General features: G+C 65.5%; 21 protein-coding genes and 1 other RNA gene. 17 read left to right on the top strand and 5 right to left on the bottom strand.

What is annotated here, in order from left to right; genetic code table 11:
• Window positions 1-24: 24 nt before the first annotated feature.
• Window positions 25-510, bottom strand: a complete 486-nt coding sequence (locus tag HZY97_RS11345; RefSeq protein WP_180143627.1) for a hypothetical protein — start codon at window positions 508-510, stop codon at window positions 25-27.
• Window positions 511-563: 53 nt separating this feature from the next.
• Between HZY97_RS11345 and HZY97_RS11340 the strand changes: the two genes are divergently transcribed.
• The 7 genes from HZY97_RS11340 to HZY97_RS11310 all read left to right on the top strand — a co-directional run bounded on the left by HZY97_RS11340 (window position 564) and on the right by HZY97_RS11310 (window position 7,312).
• Entirely contained in the window at window positions 564-1,139 is a 576-nt protein-coding gene (locus HZY97_RS11340) for a thymidine kinase (RefSeq protein WP_180143625.1), read from the top strand.
• Between the two features lie 41 nt (window positions 1,140-1,180).
• The gene (locus HZY97_RS11335; RefSeq protein ID WP_180143623.1) at window positions 1,181-1,582 is read left to right on the top strand and encodes a DUF6491 family protein; all 402 of its coding nucleotides are present in this window, start codon (window positions 1,181-1,183) and stop codon (window positions 1,580-1,582) included.
• 31 nt (window positions 1,583-1,613) lie between these two features.
• On the top strand, window positions 1,614-2,507 hold the full coding sequence (gene truB / locus HZY97_RS11330; RefSeq protein ID WP_180143621.1) for a tRNA pseudouridine(55) synthase TruB: 894 nt from the start codon (window positions 1,614-1,616) through the stop codon (window positions 2,505-2,507).
• A gap of 20 nt (window positions 2,508-2,527) precedes the next feature.
• Window positions 2,528-2,797, top strand: a complete 270-nt coding sequence (gene rpsO / locus HZY97_RS11325; RefSeq protein ID WP_180143619.1) for a 30S ribosomal protein S15 — start codon at window positions 2,528-2,530, stop codon at window positions 2,795-2,797.
• A 172-nt stretch (window positions 2,798-2,969) separates the two neighbouring features.
• The gene (gene pnp / locus HZY97_RS11320) at window positions 2,970-5,354 is read left to right on the top strand and encodes a polyribonucleotide nucleotidyltransferase (protein ID WP_180143617.1); all 2,385 of its coding nucleotides are present in this window, start codon (window positions 2,970-2,972) and stop codon (window positions 5,352-5,354) included.
• Between the two features lie 189 nt (window positions 5,355-5,543).
• The gene (locus HZY97_RS11315; RefSeq protein WP_180143615.1) at window positions 5,544-6,125 is read left to right on the top strand and encodes an outer membrane protein; all 582 of its coding nucleotides are present in this window, start codon (window positions 5,544-5,546) and stop codon (window positions 6,123-6,125) included.
• 176 nt (window positions 6,126-6,301) lie between these two features.
• Window positions 6,302-7,312 (top strand): sensor histidine kinase, encoded by a 1,011-nt coding sequence (locus tag HZY97_RS11310; protein WP_180143613.1) that lies wholly within the window; start codon window positions 6,302-6,304, stop codon window positions 7,310-7,312.
• Here HZY97_RS11310 and HZY97_RS11305 read toward each other — a convergent pair.
• Window positions 7,309-8,202, bottom strand: a complete 894-nt coding sequence (locus tag HZY97_RS11305) for a LysR family transcriptional regulator (protein WP_180143611.1) — start codon at window positions 8,200-8,202, stop codon at window positions 7,309-7,311. The genes HZY97_RS11310 and HZY97_RS11305 overlap by 4 nt on opposite strands.
• Window positions 8,203-8,310: 108 nt before the next feature.
• Between HZY97_RS11305 and HZY97_RS11300 the strand changes: the two genes are divergently transcribed.
• The 4 genes from HZY97_RS11300 to HZY97_RS11285 are packed head-to-tail and all read left to right on the top strand — an operon-like array spanning window position 8,311 to window position 11,105.
• The gene (locus tag HZY97_RS11300; RefSeq protein ID WP_180143609.1) at window positions 8,311-9,300 is read left to right on the top strand and encodes an aldo/keto reductase; all 990 of its coding nucleotides are present in this window, start codon (window positions 8,311-8,313) and stop codon (window positions 9,298-9,300) included.
• Window positions 9,297-9,785 (top strand): cupin domain-containing protein, encoded by a 489-nt coding sequence (locus HZY97_RS11295; RefSeq protein ID WP_373684339.1) that lies wholly within the window; start codon window positions 9,297-9,299, stop codon window positions 9,783-9,785. Before HZY97_RS11300 ends, HZY97_RS11295 begins: the two co-directional genes overlap by 4 nt.
• Window positions 9,785-10,009 (top strand): tautomerase family protein, encoded by a 225-nt coding sequence (locus HZY97_RS11290; RefSeq protein WP_180143606.1) that lies wholly within the window; start codon window positions 9,785-9,787, stop codon window positions 10,007-10,009. The genes HZY97_RS11295 and HZY97_RS11290 overlap by 1 nt, the downstream gene beginning before the upstream one ends.
• 34 nt (window positions 10,010-10,043) lie before the next feature.
• A complete protein-coding gene (locus tag HZY97_RS11285; protein WP_180143604.1) occupies window positions 10,044-11,105 on the top strand; it encodes an NAD(P)-dependent alcohol dehydrogenase in 1,062 nt (353 codons plus the stop codon).
• A 57-nt stretch (window positions 11,106-11,162) separates the two neighbouring features.
• On the opposite strand, the gene ssrA is transcribed toward HZY97_RS11285, so the two are convergent.
• Window positions 11,163-11,559: a transfer-messenger RNA gene (gene ssrA / locus HZY97_RS11280) on the bottom strand.
• 96 nt (window positions 11,560-11,655) lie between these two features.
• On the opposite strand from ssrA, the gene HZY97_RS11275 reads away from it, so the two are divergent.
• A complete protein-coding gene (locus tag HZY97_RS11275; protein WP_180143602.1) occupies window positions 11,656-12,087 on the top strand; it encodes an Rrf2 family transcriptional regulator in 432 nt (143 codons plus the stop codon).
• On the opposite strand, the gene mscL is transcribed toward HZY97_RS11275, so the two are convergent.
• Entirely contained in the window at window positions 12,084-12,512 is a 429-nt protein-coding gene (gene mscL, locus HZY97_RS11270; protein ID WP_180143600.1) for a large conductance mechanosensitive channel protein MscL, read from the bottom strand. The genes HZY97_RS11275 and mscL overlap by 4 nt on opposite strands.
• 155 nt (window positions 12,513-12,667) lie before the next feature.
• On the opposite strand from mscL, the gene HZY97_RS11265 reads away from it, so the two are divergent.
• The 5 genes from HZY97_RS11265 (at window position 12,668) to HZY97_RS11245 (ending at window position 15,818) form a co-directional block, all read left to right on the top strand.
• Complete coding sequence (locus HZY97_RS11265) at window positions 12,668-13,261, top strand: LemA family protein (protein ID WP_180143599.1); 594 nt, start codon at window positions 12,668-12,670, stop codon at window positions 13,259-13,261.
• Window positions 13,262-13,368: 107 nt separating this feature from the next.
• Window positions 13,369-13,755, top strand: a complete 387-nt coding sequence (locus tag HZY97_RS11260; protein WP_180143597.1) for a TPM domain-containing protein — start codon at window positions 13,369-13,371, stop codon at window positions 13,753-13,755.
• Window positions 13,752-14,624 carry a YgcG family protein gene (locus tag HZY97_RS11255; protein WP_180143595.1) on the top strand — a complete coding sequence of 291 codons (873 nt, stop codon included), beginning with the start codon at window positions 13,752-13,754 and terminating at the stop codon, window positions 14,622-14,624. The genes HZY97_RS11260 and HZY97_RS11255 overlap by 4 nt, the downstream gene beginning before the upstream one ends.
• A 1-nt stretch (window position 14,625) precedes the next feature.
• Window positions 14,626-15,297 carry a TPM domain-containing protein gene (locus HZY97_RS11250; protein WP_180143593.1) on the top strand — a complete coding sequence of 224 codons (672 nt, stop codon included), beginning with the start codon at window positions 14,626-14,628 and terminating at the stop codon, window positions 15,295-15,297.
• Window positions 15,294-15,818, top strand: coding sequence for an NUDIX hydrolase (locus HZY97_RS11245; RefSeq protein ID WP_180143592.1), 525 nt, complete (start codon window positions 15,294-15,296; stop codon window positions 15,816-15,818). The genes HZY97_RS11250 and HZY97_RS11245 overlap by 4 nt, the downstream gene beginning before the upstream one ends.
• A gap of 138 nt (window positions 15,819-15,956) precedes the next feature.
• Here HZY97_RS11245 and HZY97_RS11240 read toward each other — a convergent pair whose 3' ends face one another.
• On the bottom strand, window positions 15,957-16,241 hold the full coding sequence (locus HZY97_RS11240; protein WP_180143590.1) for an NADH dehydrogenase ubiquinone Fe-S protein 4: 285 nt from the start codon (window positions 16,239-16,241) through the stop codon (window positions 15,957-15,959).
• Window positions 16,242-16,243: the final 2 nt, after the last annotated feature.

The following is a 16,243-nucleotide window of genomic DNA, read 5'->3' as shown; positions in this document are numbered from 1 at the left end:
CCCGCGCATGCGCGGGACCTTGGATCAGCTATCCCATTCCACGACCGGCTCGACAACGCGCCATGCGCCGTCGCGGCGTTCGAGCAGCAAAATCTCGCCGTGCCCGCACAGGCCGCCGCAGATCATGCCGACATGGACATAGGCATAGTCGCCAAGCTTCACCGGCGCCGCCACGAAATAATGATATTTGCAGGCCGGAGACTCCGACGGTAGCTCCAGGCGCTTCAGGTCGAACGCGAGCGTCGTGCCTTCGCCTTTGGCGATGCGGCGAAGACGCGCGGGATTCGGCCGCTGATTATCGTCGTCCTTGGCGATCATGTCGCGGAACATCAGTCCGGGCTTGCGGATATCGTCCGCCACCGTTTCGCCATCGGCTTTGACACAGGCATTTTCCGCCGGGACATTGTCCTTCAGCCGGCGTTCCCAGGCGATCGCGACGATCGCGTCGCCGTCACTGAGCTGTTGCGGGAGCGGCGATGCCGCGGCGAGGGCGAGGAGCAGCATGGGCATGCGCCGGATGGTGCGGGCTTACGTTGCGCACGGCAAGTCACTATGCCGCCGATATGGCCAAGCTCTATTTCTACTATGCCTCGATGAATGCGGGCAAATCGACCACGCTGCTCCAGGCCGATTTCAACTATCGCGAGCGCGGCATGCGCACCTTGCTGTTCACCGCCGGCATCCATGACCGGGGCGGCAAGGGCGTCATCGATTCGCGGCTCGGCATCAGCGTCAGCGCGATCCCCTTCGAGGAAAGCACCGACCTGCGCCGCATCGCCGAGGACGCGCACTACGAAGCGCCGCTCGCCTGCGTGCTGGTCGACGAGTCGCAATTCCTCTCGGCCACCCAGGTCCGCCAGCTCGCGCACCTCGCCGACGAAGTGGGCATCCCGGTGCTCTGCTATGGCCTGCGCACCGATTTCCAGGGCGCGCTCTTCCCCGGTTCGGCCGAGCTGCTCGCGCTTGCCGACTCGCTCGTCGAGATCAAGTCGGTGTGCGAATGCGGGCGCAAGGCGACGATGAACCTGCGCGTCGATGATGCGGGCAATGCCGTGCGCGAGGGCGAGCAGCGCGAGGTGGGCGGCAATGAACGCTATGTCGCCCTGTGCCGCCGCCACTTCATGCAGCGTACAGCCTGACTATGCTAGGCACGGGGTCGAGAGTGCACAGGAGAAGCCCCATGTTTCGCAAGACTGCGCTTGCCCTCGCGCTGCCCGCTTTGTTCGTCGCCACCGCCGCCTCGGCGCAGAAGGCCGGCCCCACACCCGGGCCCAAATCGGGCGAGCAGGCGACAATCCCGTTCCTGACGCGCAGCGACGTGCGCACCTTCGAGGCGACCGACAATGGCGAGGGCGTCTATATCGAGGACAGCCGGCGCAACTGGTATTATCTGACCTTTTTCGGGCGCTGCAACGAGCTGCCCTGGGCGTTCGGCGTCGGCTTCAAGACCTTCCCGGGCGCATCGCGGATCGACCGCGGCGACACGATCTTCGCCGGCGGCGAGCGCTGCACCATCTCCAGCATTGTCCATAGCGGCCCGCCGCCCGAAAAGCCGAAAAAGGCGAAGAAGACCAAGGCCTGACTTTGTCCCGCGCCTCGGCTAGGGCGCGGCGATGCATGGCTGGATCATCCTCGACAAACCTTTGGGCCTCGGCTCGACGCAAGGCGTGAGCGCCGTCAAGCGCGCGCTGCGCGACGGCAAATACGGCAAGTTCAAGGTCGGGCATGGCGGCACGCTCGATCCGCTGGCGACTGGCGTGCTGCCGATCGCGATCGGCGAGGCGACCAAGCTCGCCGGGCGGATGCTCGACAGCGACAAGGTCTATGATTTCACGATCGGGTTTGGCGTGGAGACCGACACGCTCGATCTCGAAGGCAAGGTGATTGCGACGTCCGATGTCCTGGTCGATGGTGCCGACGTCGAGGATGTGCTCGTCGACTTCATCGGCGAGATCGATCAGGTGCCGCCTGCTTATTCCGCGCTGAAGATCGACGGGGAGCGTGCCTATGACCTCGCCCGGGCCGGCGAGGAGGTAGTGCTCGCCACGCGTCGCGTCACCATTCACGAACTGGACTATCTGTCGTCGTGGAGTGAGAACGGGAAGCACTTCGCCACCCTGCGCGCCCATGTCTCCAAGGGCACCTATATCCGCAGCCTCGCGCGCGACATCGCGCAGGCGCTCGGCACCGTCGGCCATGTCACGATGCTGCGCCGGGTGAAGGCCGGGCCGTTCACCCTCGATTCCGCGATTTCGCTGGACAAACTGGACGAAGCCGCTAAGGCGCGCTCCCTTGAACACCTCCTCCTGCCATTGAGGGCGGGGCTGGACGACATCCCGGCTCTATCCCTCACCCCCGACCAGGCAGGGCTGCTCCGACAGGGGCAGGTTCTGGCCGGGATTGCCAAGGAAGACGGCCAATATTTCGCGTGCCTGGGGGAAACTCCGATCGCGCTGGTAGAGGCTCTATCCGGTGAAATCCGGGTCGTCCGTGGCTTCAATCTGTAAGCGATGTCGAAGGAAAGCATATGTCGATCACTGCAGAGCGCAAGGAAGCGCTCATCAAGGAACATGCTCGCGGCGGCACCGACACCGGCAGCCCCGAAGTGCAGGTTGCGATCCTCTCGGAGCGCATCTCGAACCTCACCGAGCACTTCAAGACGCATGCCAAGGACAACCATTCGCGCCGCGGCCTGCTCATGCTGGTCAACAAGCGCCGTAGCCTCCTCGACTATCTGAAGAAGAAGGACGAGGGTCGCTACACCGACCTGATCGCGAAGCTCGGTCTTCGCAAGTAACCGGAAAGGCGGCCTTAGGGTCGCCTTTTTGTCATCCCGGCTCGCTAGTGCGGCCGGGTGCCTCCCATGGGGAGGCGAAGGGGAGCGGCAATCCGGCCGATCCCGCGGAGCCCAAAAAGGCTCACACTCATAGGCCCCCGCTGCATCGGGCAGCGGGAGTGAAGGAAATCCAATGTTCGACAAGAAGACTGTATCGATCGAGTGGGGCGGCAAAACGCTGACTCTCGAAACGGGCAAGGTTGCCCGTCAGGCCGACGGCGCGGTGATCGCGACGCTCGGTGAAACCGTGGTTCTCTGCGCGGTGACTGCCGCCAAGAGCGTGAAGGAAGGCCAGGACTTCTTCCCGCTGACCGTCCACTACCAGGAAAAGTTCTCGGCTGCCGGCCGTATCCCGGGCGGCTTCTTCAAGCGCGAGCGCGGCGCCACCGAGAAGGAGACCCTGGTCTCGCGTCTCATCGACCGCCCGATCCGCCCGCTGTTCCCCGAGGGCTTCTACAACGAGATCAACGCCATCGCTCAGGTGCTGAGCTATGACGGCGAGAACGAGCCCGACATCCTCGCGATGGTCGCCGCTTCGGCAGCGCTCACCATCTCGGGCGTGCCCTTCATGGGCCCGATCGGCGCGGCGCGCGTCGGCTATGTCAACGGCGAGTACATCCTGAACCCGACCGACGCACAGGTTGCCGAGGGCGAGCTCGATCTCGTCGTCGCCGCTACCTATGACGCCGTGATGATGGTCGAATCGGAAGCCAAGGAGCTTTCGGAAGAGATCATGCTCGGCGCCGTGCTGTTCGCGCACGATGCGTGCCGCGAGATCGTCAAGGCGATCGTCAAGCTCGCCGAGCAGGCTGCCAAGGATCCGTGGGAAATCGCGTCGTCGAACGACAATGCCGCGATCAAGGACAAGCTGAAGAAGCTGATCGGCAAGGACATTGCCGCGGCCTACAAGCTGACCGACAAGTCGGCCCGCTCGAACGCGCTCAACGAGGCGCGTGCCAAGGCCAAGGCGAAGTTCGCCGAGGACGGCCTGAGCCCGCAGGAAGTCATGGCCGGCATCAAGCTGACCAAGAAGCTCGAAGCCGAGATCGTCCGCACCGCCATCCTCAAGGACGGCAAGCGCATCGACGGCCGCACGACCACGCAGATCCGTCCGATCGAGGCAGAGACGCACTTCCTGCCGCGCGCGCACGGCTCGGCGCTGTTCACCCGTGGCGAGACCCAGACGATTGCCACGGCAACGTTGGGCACCCGCGATGCGGAGCAGATGATCGACGGCCTGGGCGGTCTCTCGTACCAGCACTTCATGCTGCACTATAACTTCCCGCCCTATTCGGTCGGCGAAGTGGGCCGCTTCGGTGCGCCTGGCCGCCGCGAAGTCGGTCACGGCAAGCTGGCATGGCGCGCGCTGCACCCGGTGCTGCCGACCAAGGAAGAGTTCCCCTACACGATCCGCCTGACCAGCGACATCACCGAGTCGAACGGCTCGTCGTCGATGGCGTCGGTCTGCGGCGGTTCGCTCGCGATGATGGACGCCGGCGTGCCGATCAAGCGCCCGGTTTCGGGCATCGCGATGGGCCTGATCCTCGAAGGCAAGGACTATGCGATCCTGTCGGACATCCTGGGTGACGAAGATCACCTCGGCGACATGGACTTCAAGGTCGCCGGCACGTCCGAGGGCATCACCACGATGCAGATGGACATCAAGATCGCCGGCATCACCAAGGAGATCTTCGAGGCGGCGCTCAACCAGGCCAAGGCCGGTCGTGCGCACATCCTCGGCGAGATGAACAAGGCGCTGGGCGAAGCCCGCACCGAGCTCTCCGCGCATGCTCCGCGTATCGAGACCTTCACGATCGACAAGTCGAAGATCCGTGACGTCATCGGCACCGGCGGCAAGGTGATCCGCGAGATCGTCGCCACCACCGGCGCCAAGGTCGACATCGACGACGAGGGCGTGATCAAGGTTTCGTCGTCGGACGTCTCGCAGATCGAAGCCGCGATCGTCTGGATCAAGGGCATCGTCGAAGAGGCCGAGGTCGGCAAGATCTACAACGGCAAGGTCGTCAACCTCGTCGACTTCGGTGCGTTCGTGAACTTCATGGGCGGCAAGGACGGTCTCGTCCACGTCTCGGAGATCAAGAACGAGCGCGTCGAGAAGGTCTCGGACGCCCTGACCGAAGGCCAGGAAGTCAAGGTCAAGGTCCTCGAGATCGATCCGCGCGGCAAGGTTCGCCTGTCGATGCGCGTCGTCGATCAGGAGACCGGCGAAGAGCTGGAAGACACCCGTCCGGCCCGCGAACCGCGCGAGCCGCGCGGTGATCGTGGCGACCGCGGCGATCGTGGCGACCGTCGTCGCGACGGTGGCGGCGGCCGTGGCGGCGATCGGGACCGTGGTCCGCGTCGCGAAGGCGGCGGTGATCGTGGCCCGCGCAGCGAAGGTGGCGATCGCGGTCCCCGCACCGGCGACCGTGGCCCGCGCCGCGAGCGTTCGGAGTCGAAGGACGAAGGCGGCGAGAATATCGGCCTGCCGGCGTTCCTGACCGGCGGCGACGACTGATCGTCCGCCAGTCTGGCTAGAGAATTGGGGGTCCGGGAAACCGGGCCCCTTTTTCTTTTCGGTTCAATCTGGATCGAAAATCCACTGGACCCCCGGAAAAGTCGTTTCTATGCGCCAACGACCGCGCTTCCCCAAGAGGAGTGCGGCGCTAGTGCTTATAATATTTCAAGATTTTCAAGGGGGACTTCCATGACCAAGTTTTTCGCGGCTGCGGCTGCCACGCTCCTGCTCGCGCCCGTCTCGGCCTTCGCGCAGGACGCGGAGCCCGCGCATGACTTTGCCGGCCCGCGCATCGAGGCACGTCTCGGCTATGAGACGCCGACGATCAGCGACGGCAGCGGCAGCATCTGGAAGATCGGCAGCGCCGTCTCCTATGGCGGCGAAGTCGGTGTCGACATCCGCGCCGGCAACAAGGTCGTCGTCGGCCCTTATGCCAATTACGAATTCTCGAGCGTTTCGCTGTGCGACGGCGCCGTCTGCCTGAACGAGACTGGCAATCTCAGCGCCGGCGGCCGTCTCGGCTTCGTCGTCGGCAGCAAGTCGCTCGTCTATCTGAAGGCCGGCTATGCCAGCATCACGCTCGAAGCCAAGGCCGGCAGCGTGACGGACTCGGAGAGCAAGGGCGGCGTCCAGGGCGCGATCGGCTTCGAAATGGGCATCGGCAAGAAGGCCTATGCCTTTCTCGAGGGCAGCTACGCCGATTATGGCGATTTCTACGGCATCAACCTGCAGCGCCGCCATGTCGCGGGCGGTGTCGGCATCCGCTTCTGAGCAACCGGTGTCATCCAGAATCCGGTGAAAAAAGAGGGGCGTCCGCCAGCTGGGCGCCCCTTTTTGTCGGCTTTTTCCTAGGCCTGTCTGGGAAAATACCCGCATTGTCCTGCCTTGGATCAGCGTGCCAAGCGTGAGGGTGCGCTATCATCGGGATAGGCGGGGGGTGCGGGCATATGGAAATGGCCCATGGCGATATTCGCTGGCTGGAGACGCTGCCGTTTCTCCAGGGCAAGCCATGGTTGCAGCTCGTCCTGACGCTGGCGATCACCGGCGCCGCGCTGCTCGGCCGCTTCGTGCTCGGCCCGCATCTGCCGCCGGGCCTGCCCTATGCGACCTTCTTTCCCGCGGTGATCGTCACGGCCTTCCTGCTCGGCGTGCGCGCCGGGCTGCTCGCGGCGGTGCTCGGCGGGATATTGGGCTGGATATTCTTCGTCCATGATCCAATGGCCGCGCCGCTGCCGGGCACCGCGCCGTCGGTGTTCCTCTACGTCATGGCCGATGTGCTGATCCTGCTGCTGTTCCACTGGATGCAGACGACCACCGCGCGGCTGATCGAGCAGCGCGAGCATAACCACCGGCTGGCCGAGACCCGCACCTTGCTGTTCCACGAACTCCAGCACCGCGTGTCGAACAACCTCCAGGTCGCCGCCGGGCTGCTCGCGCTCCAGAAGCGCCATGTCGGCGATGCCGGCGCCCAGCACGCGCTCGACGAGGCGGTGCGCCGGATTGCAACGATCGGGCGGATCAGCCGCCAGCTTTATCGTCCGAACGGCGAGGCGCAGGGCGTGCGCGAGCTGTTCGAGCCGCTGATAACCAGCGTGATCGAAGCCAATGGCAAGCCGGTCGCCTTCGGGATCGAGGACCCCGACGCGCTCCGTCTCGGCGCCGATGCCGCGGTGCCGGTGGCGCTGATCGTTGCCGAGGCGGTGGCCAACGCAATCGAGCATGGCTTTGCCGATCGTGAGGAGGGCAGCATCGCGATCCGCTGTACCAAGCTCGAGCCGGGCCTGGTCATCGAGATCGAGGACAATGGCGCGGGCCTGCGCGACGATTTCGAGCTGACTCGCCACGCCAGCCTTGGCCTGCACATCGCCGCCACGCTTGCCGGCCAGCTGGGCGGGCATTTCGAGATGGTCCAGCGGCCCGGCGGCGCGCTCGCCCGGCTGGTGACCTATATCGACTAGGCGCGGTAGCGCAGCGCCTCGACGATCGCCGCGAACGCCGGCGTCGGCTGGCGCCGGCTCGGATAATAGAGGTGATAGCCCGAAAAGGGCGGCGACCAGTCGTCGAGCACCGTCTCGAGCGCGCCGCTGTCGAGATCGCCCTGTACCAGGCTCTCCATCAGATAGCCGATCCCGAACCCCGCCAGCGCCGCCTCGCGGATATGGAAGATGCTGTTGAAGGTCAGCTGCCCCTCCACCCGCACGCGCTGCGCCCGGCCGGCCCGCTCGAACTCCCAGGCGTAAAGGCCGCGCAGCGTCGGCAGGCGCAGATTGATGCAGCGATGCCCGGCCAGCTCCTGCGGCGTGCGCGGGCGTCCTGCCTGCGCGAAATAGGCAGGCGTCGCCACCGCGAGCATCCGCATCGGCGGGCTGATCGGCACCGCGATCATGTCCTTGTCGATGATGTCGCCCAGCCGCACACCGGCGTCGAAGCGCTCGGCGACGATGTCGACCAGCTTATAGTCGGTCTCGATCTCCACCTTGATGTCCGGATACTGCGCCAGCACGCCGCGCAGCCGCGGCCAGAGCACGGTCTGGAGCGAGAATTCGTCGGCGGTGATGCGGATATTGCCCGCGGGTCGTTCGCGCAGGTCGTTGAGCGCAGTGACGTGCGTATCGATCTCGTCGAGATGGAAAGCCACCGAGCGCAGCATCCGCTCGCCTGCCTCGGTCGGCGTCACGCTGCGGGTGGTGCGATTCAGCAGTCGTACCCCCAGCCGCTCCTCAAGCCCGCGCATGCAATGGCTGAGCGCGGAGGGCGTCACGCCCAGTTGTGCCGCCGCGCGAGTGAAGCTGCGCTCGCGCGCCACCGCGACAAAGGCGGCAAGGTCGGCCAAGTCCTGACGGTTCATTGATGAGAAATACTCATAAACCCGTTCAGATTGCAGCCCCTAATCGCGGGGCCGATCCGGCCTATCTCTGCTGGGTACGGGGCACCCCAATCTCAGGAAGACATGAACATGCAGAAGCGCACTCTCGGCAGCGGCCTCGAGGTTTCGGCCATCGGTTATGGCTGCATGGGACTCGACCATGCCTATGGCACGCAGTTGAGCCCGGCCGAGGCCAACAGCCTGCTCCGCGCTGCGGTCGAGCGCGGGGTGACCTTTTTCGACACCGCCGAAGTCTATGGCCCGTTCAGCAATGAGAAGCTGGTCGGCGAGGCGCTGCGCCCAGTGCGCGATCAGGTGGTGATTGCCACCAAATTCGGGTTCAACATCGAAGGCGGCGTGCAGCAGTCCGGCCTGAACAGCCGGCCCGAGCATATCCGCGCGGTTGCCGATGCCTCGCTCCAGCGGCTGGGCATCGATCAGATCGACCTGTTCTACCAGCACCGCGTCGACCCCGCGGTGCCGATCGAAGATGTCGCCGGCGCGGTCAAAGACCTGATTGCCGAGGGCAAGGTCAAGCATTTCGGCCTGTCCGAGCCGGGTGCCGAAACGGTGCGCCGCGCGCATGCGGTCCAGCCGGTCACTGCGATCCAGAACGAATATTCGCTGTGGACGCGCGGCGTGGAGACCAACGGCATCCTCGCGGTATGCGAGGAGCTCGGCATCGGTCTGGTGCCGTACAGCCCGCTCGGCCGTGGCTTCCTCACCGGCGCGATGACCCAGGACACGGCGTTTGGCGAAGGCGATTTCCGTGCCAAGCTGCCGCGCTTCACCCCCGAGGCGCTGGCGAAGAACCAGGCACTGGTCGACCTGCTCAAGCGCATCGGCGCGGCGAAGCAGGGCACGCCGGCGCAGGTCGCGCTCGCCTGGATCCTTGCCCAGCGCCCGTGGATCGTGCCGATTCCGGGCACCACCAAGCTCCACCGGCTCGAGGAGAATCTCGGGGCCGCGGATCTTGCGCTCGGCACCGCCGACCTGACCGAGATCGCCGCCGCGCTCGCCGAGATCCAGGTCGAAGGCGAGCGCTATCCCGCGCAGCTGCAGGCAGTCGTCGGCCGATGAGGCTGGCGCTCGCCGCGCTCGCGCTGCTCGCCGGGCCGACCAGCGCCCAGTCCATCTCACAGGAGAAACCCGTCATGAAACTCAACCGCAGCGGCTCGCAGCCTTCGCAAAAGGGACCGGCGGAATGGTTCACCGGATCGGTGCGCATCGATCCGCTGACGATCGCGCCCGATCCGCATTACGGAGTGGCCACCGTCACCTTCGAGCCTGGCGCGCGCACCGCCTGGCATAGCCATCCTCTCGGCCAGACGCTGATCGTCACCTCGGGCATGGGCTGGACCCAGTGCGAAGGGGAGGCCGTAGTCGAAATCCGCCCCGGCGACGCGATCTGGTGCCCGCCCGGCCATCGCCACTGGCACGGCGCCAGCCCCACCACTGCAATGACGCATATCGCGATCCAGGAAGCACTGGACGGCAAGATGGTCGAGTGGTTCGAGCATGTGGCCGACGCCGAATATCTCGCCGGCCCGGCGAAGCAGGACTGATGCCGCACGTCGCGCTGCATCTCGCCTCCGGAAGGTCCGATGCCGATAAGCAAAGACTGGCCGATGCGTTCGCCGAAGCACTGACCGCGACGATCGGATCGCCGGCGGACAGCATCTCGGTTTCGATCGAGGACGTCGCGATGGACGACTGGCCGCAATTCTACCGCCGCGAGATCGTTGCCTGGCCCGAACTGCTGTTCAAGCCGCCGGGCTACACGCTCTGACCGCCTTTCCCCCGAACCAACAAAGGACCTCCCCATGACCAGCCAAGCCAAGGCCTATGCCGCCCAGTCGGCGAGCACGCCGCTCGCGCCGTTCAGCTTCGAGCGCCGCGACCTGTTGCCCGACGACGTCTCGATCGACATCCTGTTCTGCGGCGTCTGCCATTCGGACCTGCACACTGCGCGCAGCGAGTGGGACGGCACGATCTTCCCCTGCGTGCCGGGCCACGAGATCGTCGGCCGCGTCAGCGCGGTGGGCGATGAAGTGAACAACTTCGCAGTGGGCGATCTGGTCGGCGTCGGCTGCATGGTCGACAGCTGCGGCCATTGCCCGTCGTGCAAGGAGAGCGAGGAGCAGTTCTGCGAGACCACCGGCTTCGTCGGCACCTATAACGGCCCGGACAATGTGCTCGGCGGTCACACCTTTGGCGGCTATTCGGACCATATCGTCGTCAAGCAGGGCTTCGTGCTCAAGATCGGCCATGACGAGAAGGACCTCGCCGCGGTCGCGCCGTTGCTCTGCGCCGGTATCACCACTTACTCGCCGCTCAAGCATTGGGGCGCGGGCCCGGGCAAGAAGGTCGGCATCGTCGGCATCGGCGGCCTGGGTCACATGGGCATCAAGATTGCCGCGGCGATGGGCGCGCACGTGGTCGCCTTCACCACCTCGCCCGCCAAGATCGAGGATGCGAAGAAGCTCGGCGCGCATGAAGTAATCGTCTCGCGCAATGCCGACGAGATGGCCGCGCATGCCAACAGCTTCGACTTCATCCTCGATACCGTTGCCGCCAGCCACGACCTCGACGCGCTGACCGGCCTGCTCAAGCGCGACGGCACGCTCACCTTGGTCGGCGTGCCCGAGCACGCCCATCCGTCGCCCAATGTCTTCAACCTGGTGTTCAAGCGCCGCTCGATCGCCGGCTCGCTGATCGGCGGCATCGCCGAGACGCAGGAAATGCTCGATTTCTGCCACCAGCACGGGCTGGTCGCCGATATCGAGATGATCGACATGCAGGAGATCGAAGGCGCGTACGACCGGATGGTGAAGAGCGACGTGAAGTATCGCTTTGTCATCGACATGGCGTCGCTCAAGGCCTGAACCAGACGCCCGAAACAACGCGAGGGGCGCGGCCTGGCGGCTGCGCCCCTCGTCGTAAGTGGGGGACTTCTGTTGCCCGGTGTCCCCCGTACCGCTGGATTCCGCTTCTGTTGCCCGGTGCGGTCCAACCGCGCATTTTAGAATAACCTTAGGCCGTTAAGCCTTGGGGTTACGCCGCAATAGCGAGTGCTTCGTTATCGTTGGCACTTGTGTTTCAGGCCGTCACAGTGGCCCACGCTGAGAGATAGATGGCGCTTTTCAACACACGTCGATCCTAGTTCGGCCCCGTCATCAACTGCCTGAGCAGGTAGCTGGTGGTGGAGCCGGCGGGTACTGCCCCCGCGTCCGCTGCGCCTATTGCACGCCTTCGTTTATCCCCATAGCCGGCCGAAACCGGCAGCCGGCCGAAGCCGACGGATCTCCATATAGGGCTTTGGCGATTAATGAAAAGGTCAGGTGCGGTGACCTAGGCCCGATTATGCGGAATCTGCGAAATGCCACCCAAGGCCTTCACAGTGCCGCAAACACTTGGCATGGATGATTTTAACCCATGTTGACCCAGCGTTCCCGTTACGCCCTTCGTGCGATGCTCTTCCTGGCCGGCCAGCCGGCCGCCGGCGCGCCGACGCCGATGAACCGCATCGCGGCCGAAGCGAACGTGCCGCGCAAGTTCCTCGAACTGATCCTGGCCGACCTGCGCGAGGCGGGCTTTCTCGGCTCGACCCGCGGCAAGGCCGGCGGCTATCGCCTGGCGCGGCCGAAGCACCTCATCTCGCTCGGCGAGATCATCCGGGTGATCGAGGGGCCGCTGGCTTTGGTCCCCTGTGTCAGCCGCACTGCCTATCGTCCGTGCAACGATTGCAAGGACGAGGCGAGCTGCGCGATCCGCCACGCCATGGCGCGGGTGCGCGACGAGACCGCGCGCATCCTCGACGGCACCAGCCTCGCCGATGCCGTCGCGGAAGACTTGGCCGCGGCCTAGGCCGCTTTCTTCTTCAGTTCGTCGCGGATTTCGCGCAGCAGCGTGATGTCGGCCGGCTCGGCCGCCACCGCCTCTTCGGGCTTGGGCATCACGCGGTTCACCGCGCGGATCAGCAGGAAGATGATGAAGGCGACGATCAGGAAATTGACTGCCGTGGTGAGGAACGCGCCATAGCCGAACAGCGGCACGCCGGCCTTTTTGAGCGCGGCATAGTCGGTCGATCCGGCCAGCGCCGCGGGGACCGGCCCCAGCACGACGAAGTAGCTGGAGAAATCGAGCCCGCCGAAGACCTTGCCGATCAGCGGCATGATCAGATCGTCGGTGAGCGAAGCGACGATCTTGCTGAACGCCGCGCCGATAATGACCGCCACGGCCAGGTCGAGCACATTGCCGCGCGCAATGAACGTCTTGAATTCCTTGAACATTTCTGGGGCTCCCACCAGCTGCCGACTGGGCGCGGCATCGCGGCCATGATGCACTTCTGCGCCGCCCGCGCAAATCCACCTTGTCCGATTTCGCTTTCAGGCGGTGGTGTTGCCACTGTATAAGACACTTCGAACAAGATCCGGAGGATCATGCAGTGAAGAAGTTTCGTGCCGTTATCGCCCTTGCCGCCGTGGCGTTGCTCTCGGCGTGCGGGCTCAACAGCGTGCCCACCGCGGAAGAAAATGCGAAGGCGCGCTGGGCCGATGTGCAGGCCGCCTATCAGCGCCGCGCCGATACCATTCCGGCACTGGTCAACACGGTGAAGGGTGCCGCCGCGTCGGAAGGTAAGATCCTGACCGACGTGGTCGAAGCGCGCGCCAAGGCAACCTCGATACAGGTTAGCGCGACCGATCTCACCGATCCCGCCAAGGTCCAGGCCTTCCAGGCGGCGCAGCAGCAGCTGAGCGGCTCGCTCGGCCGGCTGATCGCCAGCGTCGAGGCTTATCCGCAGCTTCAGAGCCAGCAGGCGTTCAAGACGCTGATGGATCAGATCGAGGGCAGCAACAATCGCATCAACGTCACGGTGCATGACTACAACATCGCGGTGCAGGCCTATAACACCCGCATCCGCACCTTCCCCGACGCGATCGGCGCCAAGATCTTCTACGGCTCCAAGCCGATCACGCCGTTCCAGGCAGCACCCGGTGCCGAGAAGATGCCCGACGTCAGCTTCGGGAACAGCAACTGATCCTGCGAGCGCTCCTCCTCTGCGGAGCGCTCGCGGCCTGCTCGTCCGCGGCGCCGACCAAGCAGACCCCGCCCGCCGGGTATGATTTCCCGGCGCTCAGCGGGCGCGTGGTCGACGGCGCGAGCGTGCTGCCGCCCGAGACCAAGACGATGCTCGAAACCCGGCTGGCCGATGTCGAGCGGCAGTCGAAGCACCAGTTCGTGGTGGTTACGGTGAAGAGCCTCGGTGGCCACGTCATCGAGGATTATAGCCGCACACTGCTCAACAGCTGGGGCATCGGCCGCAAAGGCTATAATGACGGCGTCGGCCTGATCGTCGCGCCCACGGAGCGCAAGGTCCGGATTCAGGTCGGATACGGCCTCGAAAAGTCGCTCACCGATGCCGAAGCGGGCGCGATCATCGAGAAGGACATACTGCCCCGCTTCAAGGCGGGCGACGTGCCCGGCGGCATCACCGCCGGCAGCGAAGCCATCATAGGCGAGATCACTCAATGACCCTGTTGCGTAGCCTGCTTGCGTGCCTGCTCGTCTTGGTGCCGCTCTCGGCCCAGGCCCAGTCGCAACCCAATTTCCCCAAGCTCACCGGCCGCGTGGTCGATGACGCGCATCTGCTTTCGGTCACCCAGGTGGCCGAGCTCACTCAGCTCTCCGAGCAGGTGGAACAGGCCTCGACGCGCCAGTTCGTCATCGCGACCATCCCCGATCTCCAGGGCTATGAGATCCAGGACTATGGCTATCAGCTCGGCCGCGCCTGGGGCATCGGGCAGAAGGACGCCAAGAATGGCATCATCCTTCTCGTCGCGCCCAAGGAGCGCAAGGTGCGGATCGAAGTCGGCTATGGCCTCGAGCCGATCATGACCGATGGCCTTTCCAGCCAGATCATCAACGAGACGATCATCCCCAAATTCAAGGCCGGCGACATGGCCGGCGGCATCGTCGCGGGCGCGCAGGCGATCGGCGCGCAGATGAAGCTTCCCCTCGAAGCCGCCGAGCAGCGCGCGCAGCAGACCCAGGTCAAGGTCACCCAGACCCGCCAGCGCAGCCACGGCAGCGGCGGTTTTCCATTCGGGCTGCTCTTCTGGGGAATCATCTTTCTCTTCGTGATCCTGCCGATGCTCGGGCTCGGCCGCCTCAGCCGGCGCGGGCCCTGGGGCCGGAGCTATCGCAGCCATGATGGCGGCGCGCTGCCGATCATCCTCTGGTCGATCGCCAACGAGATCGGCCGTGAGGCCAGCCGGGGCGGTGGCAGCAGCTGGGGCGGCGGCGGAGGCGGCAGTGGCTGGGGAGGCGGCGGCGGTGGTGGCGGCGGCTTCTCAGGCGGCGGCGGATCATTCGGGGGCGGCGGCGCTTCGGGGAGCTGGTGACATGCACTTGACCGATCAGGACCGCCAGGCCGTCACCGACGCCGTCACCGCCGCCGAACTCACCACCAATGGCGAGATCGTCACCGTCGTCGCGGGGCGCTCGGATCCCTATCATGATGTCGCGCTGCACTGGGCGGTGCTGGCGATGCTGCTCGTCCTCGCGCTGCTCGCCTGGCAGCCCTGGCCGGCCGAGTGGCTCCACACCCGCTTCGTCGACAGCTGGGCGCAGGTCGTGCCCGCGCGCTGGTACCTCACCATTGCGCTGGTGCTGATGGCGGTCACCTTCCTGGTCGTGCGTATCGTGCTCGCGCTCGATGCGCTGCGGCTGTTCCTCACGCCGAGTGCCACCAAGAACCGCCGGGTGCATCGCCGCGCGCTGGCGCTGTTCCGCACCGCCGCCGAGAAGCGCACGCGCGGCTCGACCGGTGTGCTCGTCTATCTGAGCCTCGCCGAGCACCGTGCCGAGATCATCGCCGACGAGGCGATCCACTCGAAGGTGACCGCCGATGTATGGGGCGCGGCGATGGCGGCGCTGATCCAGGGCGTGAAGGACAAACGCGCCGGCGAAGGCATGGCCGAAGCGGTCCGCCAGATCGGTATCGTCCTCGCCGAGCATTTCCCGCGCAGCGACGACGATGTGAACGAGCTCCCCGACCGGCTGATCGAGCTGTGAGCGAAGCACCCGAAGAGATCGCGTGGTCCGGCAAATGGATCACGGCCAAAAGGCGCGGCAAATGGGAATATGTCTCGCGCGCCAAGGGCATCCGCGCCGCCGTGATCGTCGCGATCGACGAGGACGATCATGTCCTGCTCGTCGATCAGTACCGCGTGCCGCTCGGCAAGCGCTGCCTCGAGCTGCCTGCCGGCCTGGTAGGCGACGAGCATGACGACGACACTGCACTCAGCGCGGCGCGGCGCGAGCTGATCGAGGAAACCGGCTATGACTGCGCCGCGGTCGAGAGCCTGGGCGAATTCTATTCCTCACCGGGCATGGTCACGGAGAGCTTCACGCTGGTGCGTGCCACGGGGCTGACCAAAGTCGGCAAGGGCGGCGGGCTGGAGGACGAGGACATCATCGTCCACCGCGTGCCGCGGGCCGACATCGCCGGGTTCGTCGCGATGAAGCGCGCCGAAGGGCTGGGAATCGACGTGAAAATCCTGCTGCTGCTGTCGGGCGCGCTGCTGGGCAACTAGGCCAAATCCGTCACCCCGGCCTTGTGCCGGGGTCCACCGGGAGGCTGGCCATAAGCAAGAGCTTCTGGCGGAGCAGGTGCTGCGCCGTGGACCCCGGAACAAGTCCGGGGTGACGATGGCGGGTGCGCGGCTCGCTACTTAGCGGAAGTTGTCCGCGTAGGCCTGCAGCTTCAACTTCCGCTCCGGCGCCGCGATCACATGGAATGCGATGCCTTCGCGCTCGGCATAGCCGGTGGCGGCTTCGAGTGTCGGGAAGCTCATGCGCAGCTGCGTCGCGGTCGCATCGCCGCCGGCCCAGCCGGTCAGCGGATCGGCCTGCTGCTGGCGCACCGGCTCATATTCGAGGATCCACACGGTCGTGCGCGCGCGGCCCGACTGCATGGCGTTCTTGGGCTTCTGATAGATGCGGGCGGTCTTGGTCATGG

Origin of the sequence: Sphingomonas sp. R-74633, from assembly GCF_013416555.1 — a bacterium.
In the GTDB taxonomy this organism is placed as follows: Bacteria; Pseudomonadota; Alphaproteobacteria; order Sphingomonadales; family Sphingomonadaceae; genus Sphingomonas.
This window is presented reverse-complemented; position numbering and strand designations above follow the sequence as displayed.

Coding starts and splice junctions, on each gene's coding strand:
- HZY97_RS11315 (WP_180143615.1), top strand. CDS start 5,544: ATGACCAAGTTTTTCGCGGCTGCGGCTGCCACGCTCCTGCTCGCGCCC.
- HZY97_RS11340 (WP_180143625.1), top strand. CDS start 564: ATGGCCAAGCTCTATTTCTACTATGCCTCGATGAATGCGGGCAAATCG.
- mscL (WP_180143600.1), bottom strand. CDS start 12,512: ATGTTCAAGGAATTCAAGACGTTCATTGCGCGCGGCAATGTGCTCGAC.
- HZY97_RS11300 (WP_180143609.1), top strand. CDS start 8,311: ATGCAGAAGCGCACTCTCGGCAGCGGCCTCGAGGTTTCGGCCATCGGT.
- HZY97_RS11285 (WP_180143604.1), top strand. CDS start 10,044: ATGACCAGCCAAGCCAAGGCCTATGCCGCCCAGTCGGCGAGCACGCCG.
- HZY97_RS11310 (WP_180143613.1), top strand. CDS start 6,302: ATGGAAATGGCCCATGGCGATATTCGCTGGCTGGAGACGCTGCCGTTT.
- HZY97_RS11255 (WP_180143595.1), top strand. CDS start 13,752: ATGACCCTGTTGCGTAGCCTGCTTGCGTGCCTGCTCGTCTTGGTGCCG.
- HZY97_RS11345 (WP_180143627.1), bottom strand. CDS start 510: ATGCCCATGCTGCTCCTCGCCCTCGCCGCGGCATCGCCGCTCCCGCAA.
- HZY97_RS11295 (WP_373684339.1), top strand. CDS start 9,297: ATGAGGCTGGCGCTCGCCGCGCTCGCGCTGCTCGCCGGGCCGACCAGC.
- HZY97_RS11240 (WP_180143590.1), bottom strand. CDS start 16,241: ATGACCAAGACCGCCCGCATCTATCAGAAGCCCAAGAACGCCATGCAG.
- truB (WP_180143621.1), top strand. CDS start 1,614: ATGCATGGCTGGATCATCCTCGACAAACCTTTGGGCCTCGGCTCGACG.
- HZY97_RS11335 (WP_180143623.1), top strand. CDS start 1,181: ATGTTTCGCAAGACTGCGCTTGCCCTCGCGCTGCCCGCTTTGTTCGTC.
- pnp (WP_180143617.1), top strand. CDS start 2,970: ATGTTCGACAAGAAGACTGTATCGATCGAGTGGGGCGGCAAAACGCTG.
- HZY97_RS11290 (WP_180143606.1), top strand. CDS start 9,785: ATGCCGCACGTCGCGCTGCATCTCGCCTCCGGAAGGTCCGATGCCGAT.
- HZY97_RS11305 (WP_180143611.1), bottom strand. CDS start 8,202: ATGAACCGTCAGGACTTGGCCGACCTTGCCGCCTTTGTCGCGGTGGCG.
- HZY97_RS11275 (WP_180143602.1), top strand. CDS start 11,656: ATGTTGACCCAGCGTTCCCGTTACGCCCTTCGTGCGATGCTCTTCCTG.
- HZY97_RS11250 (WP_180143593.1), top strand. CDS start 14,626: ATGCACTTGACCGATCAGGACCGCCAGGCCGTCACCGACGCCGTCACC.
- rpsO (WP_180143619.1), top strand. CDS start 2,528: ATGTCGATCACTGCAGAGCGCAAGGAAGCGCTCATCAAGGAACATGCT.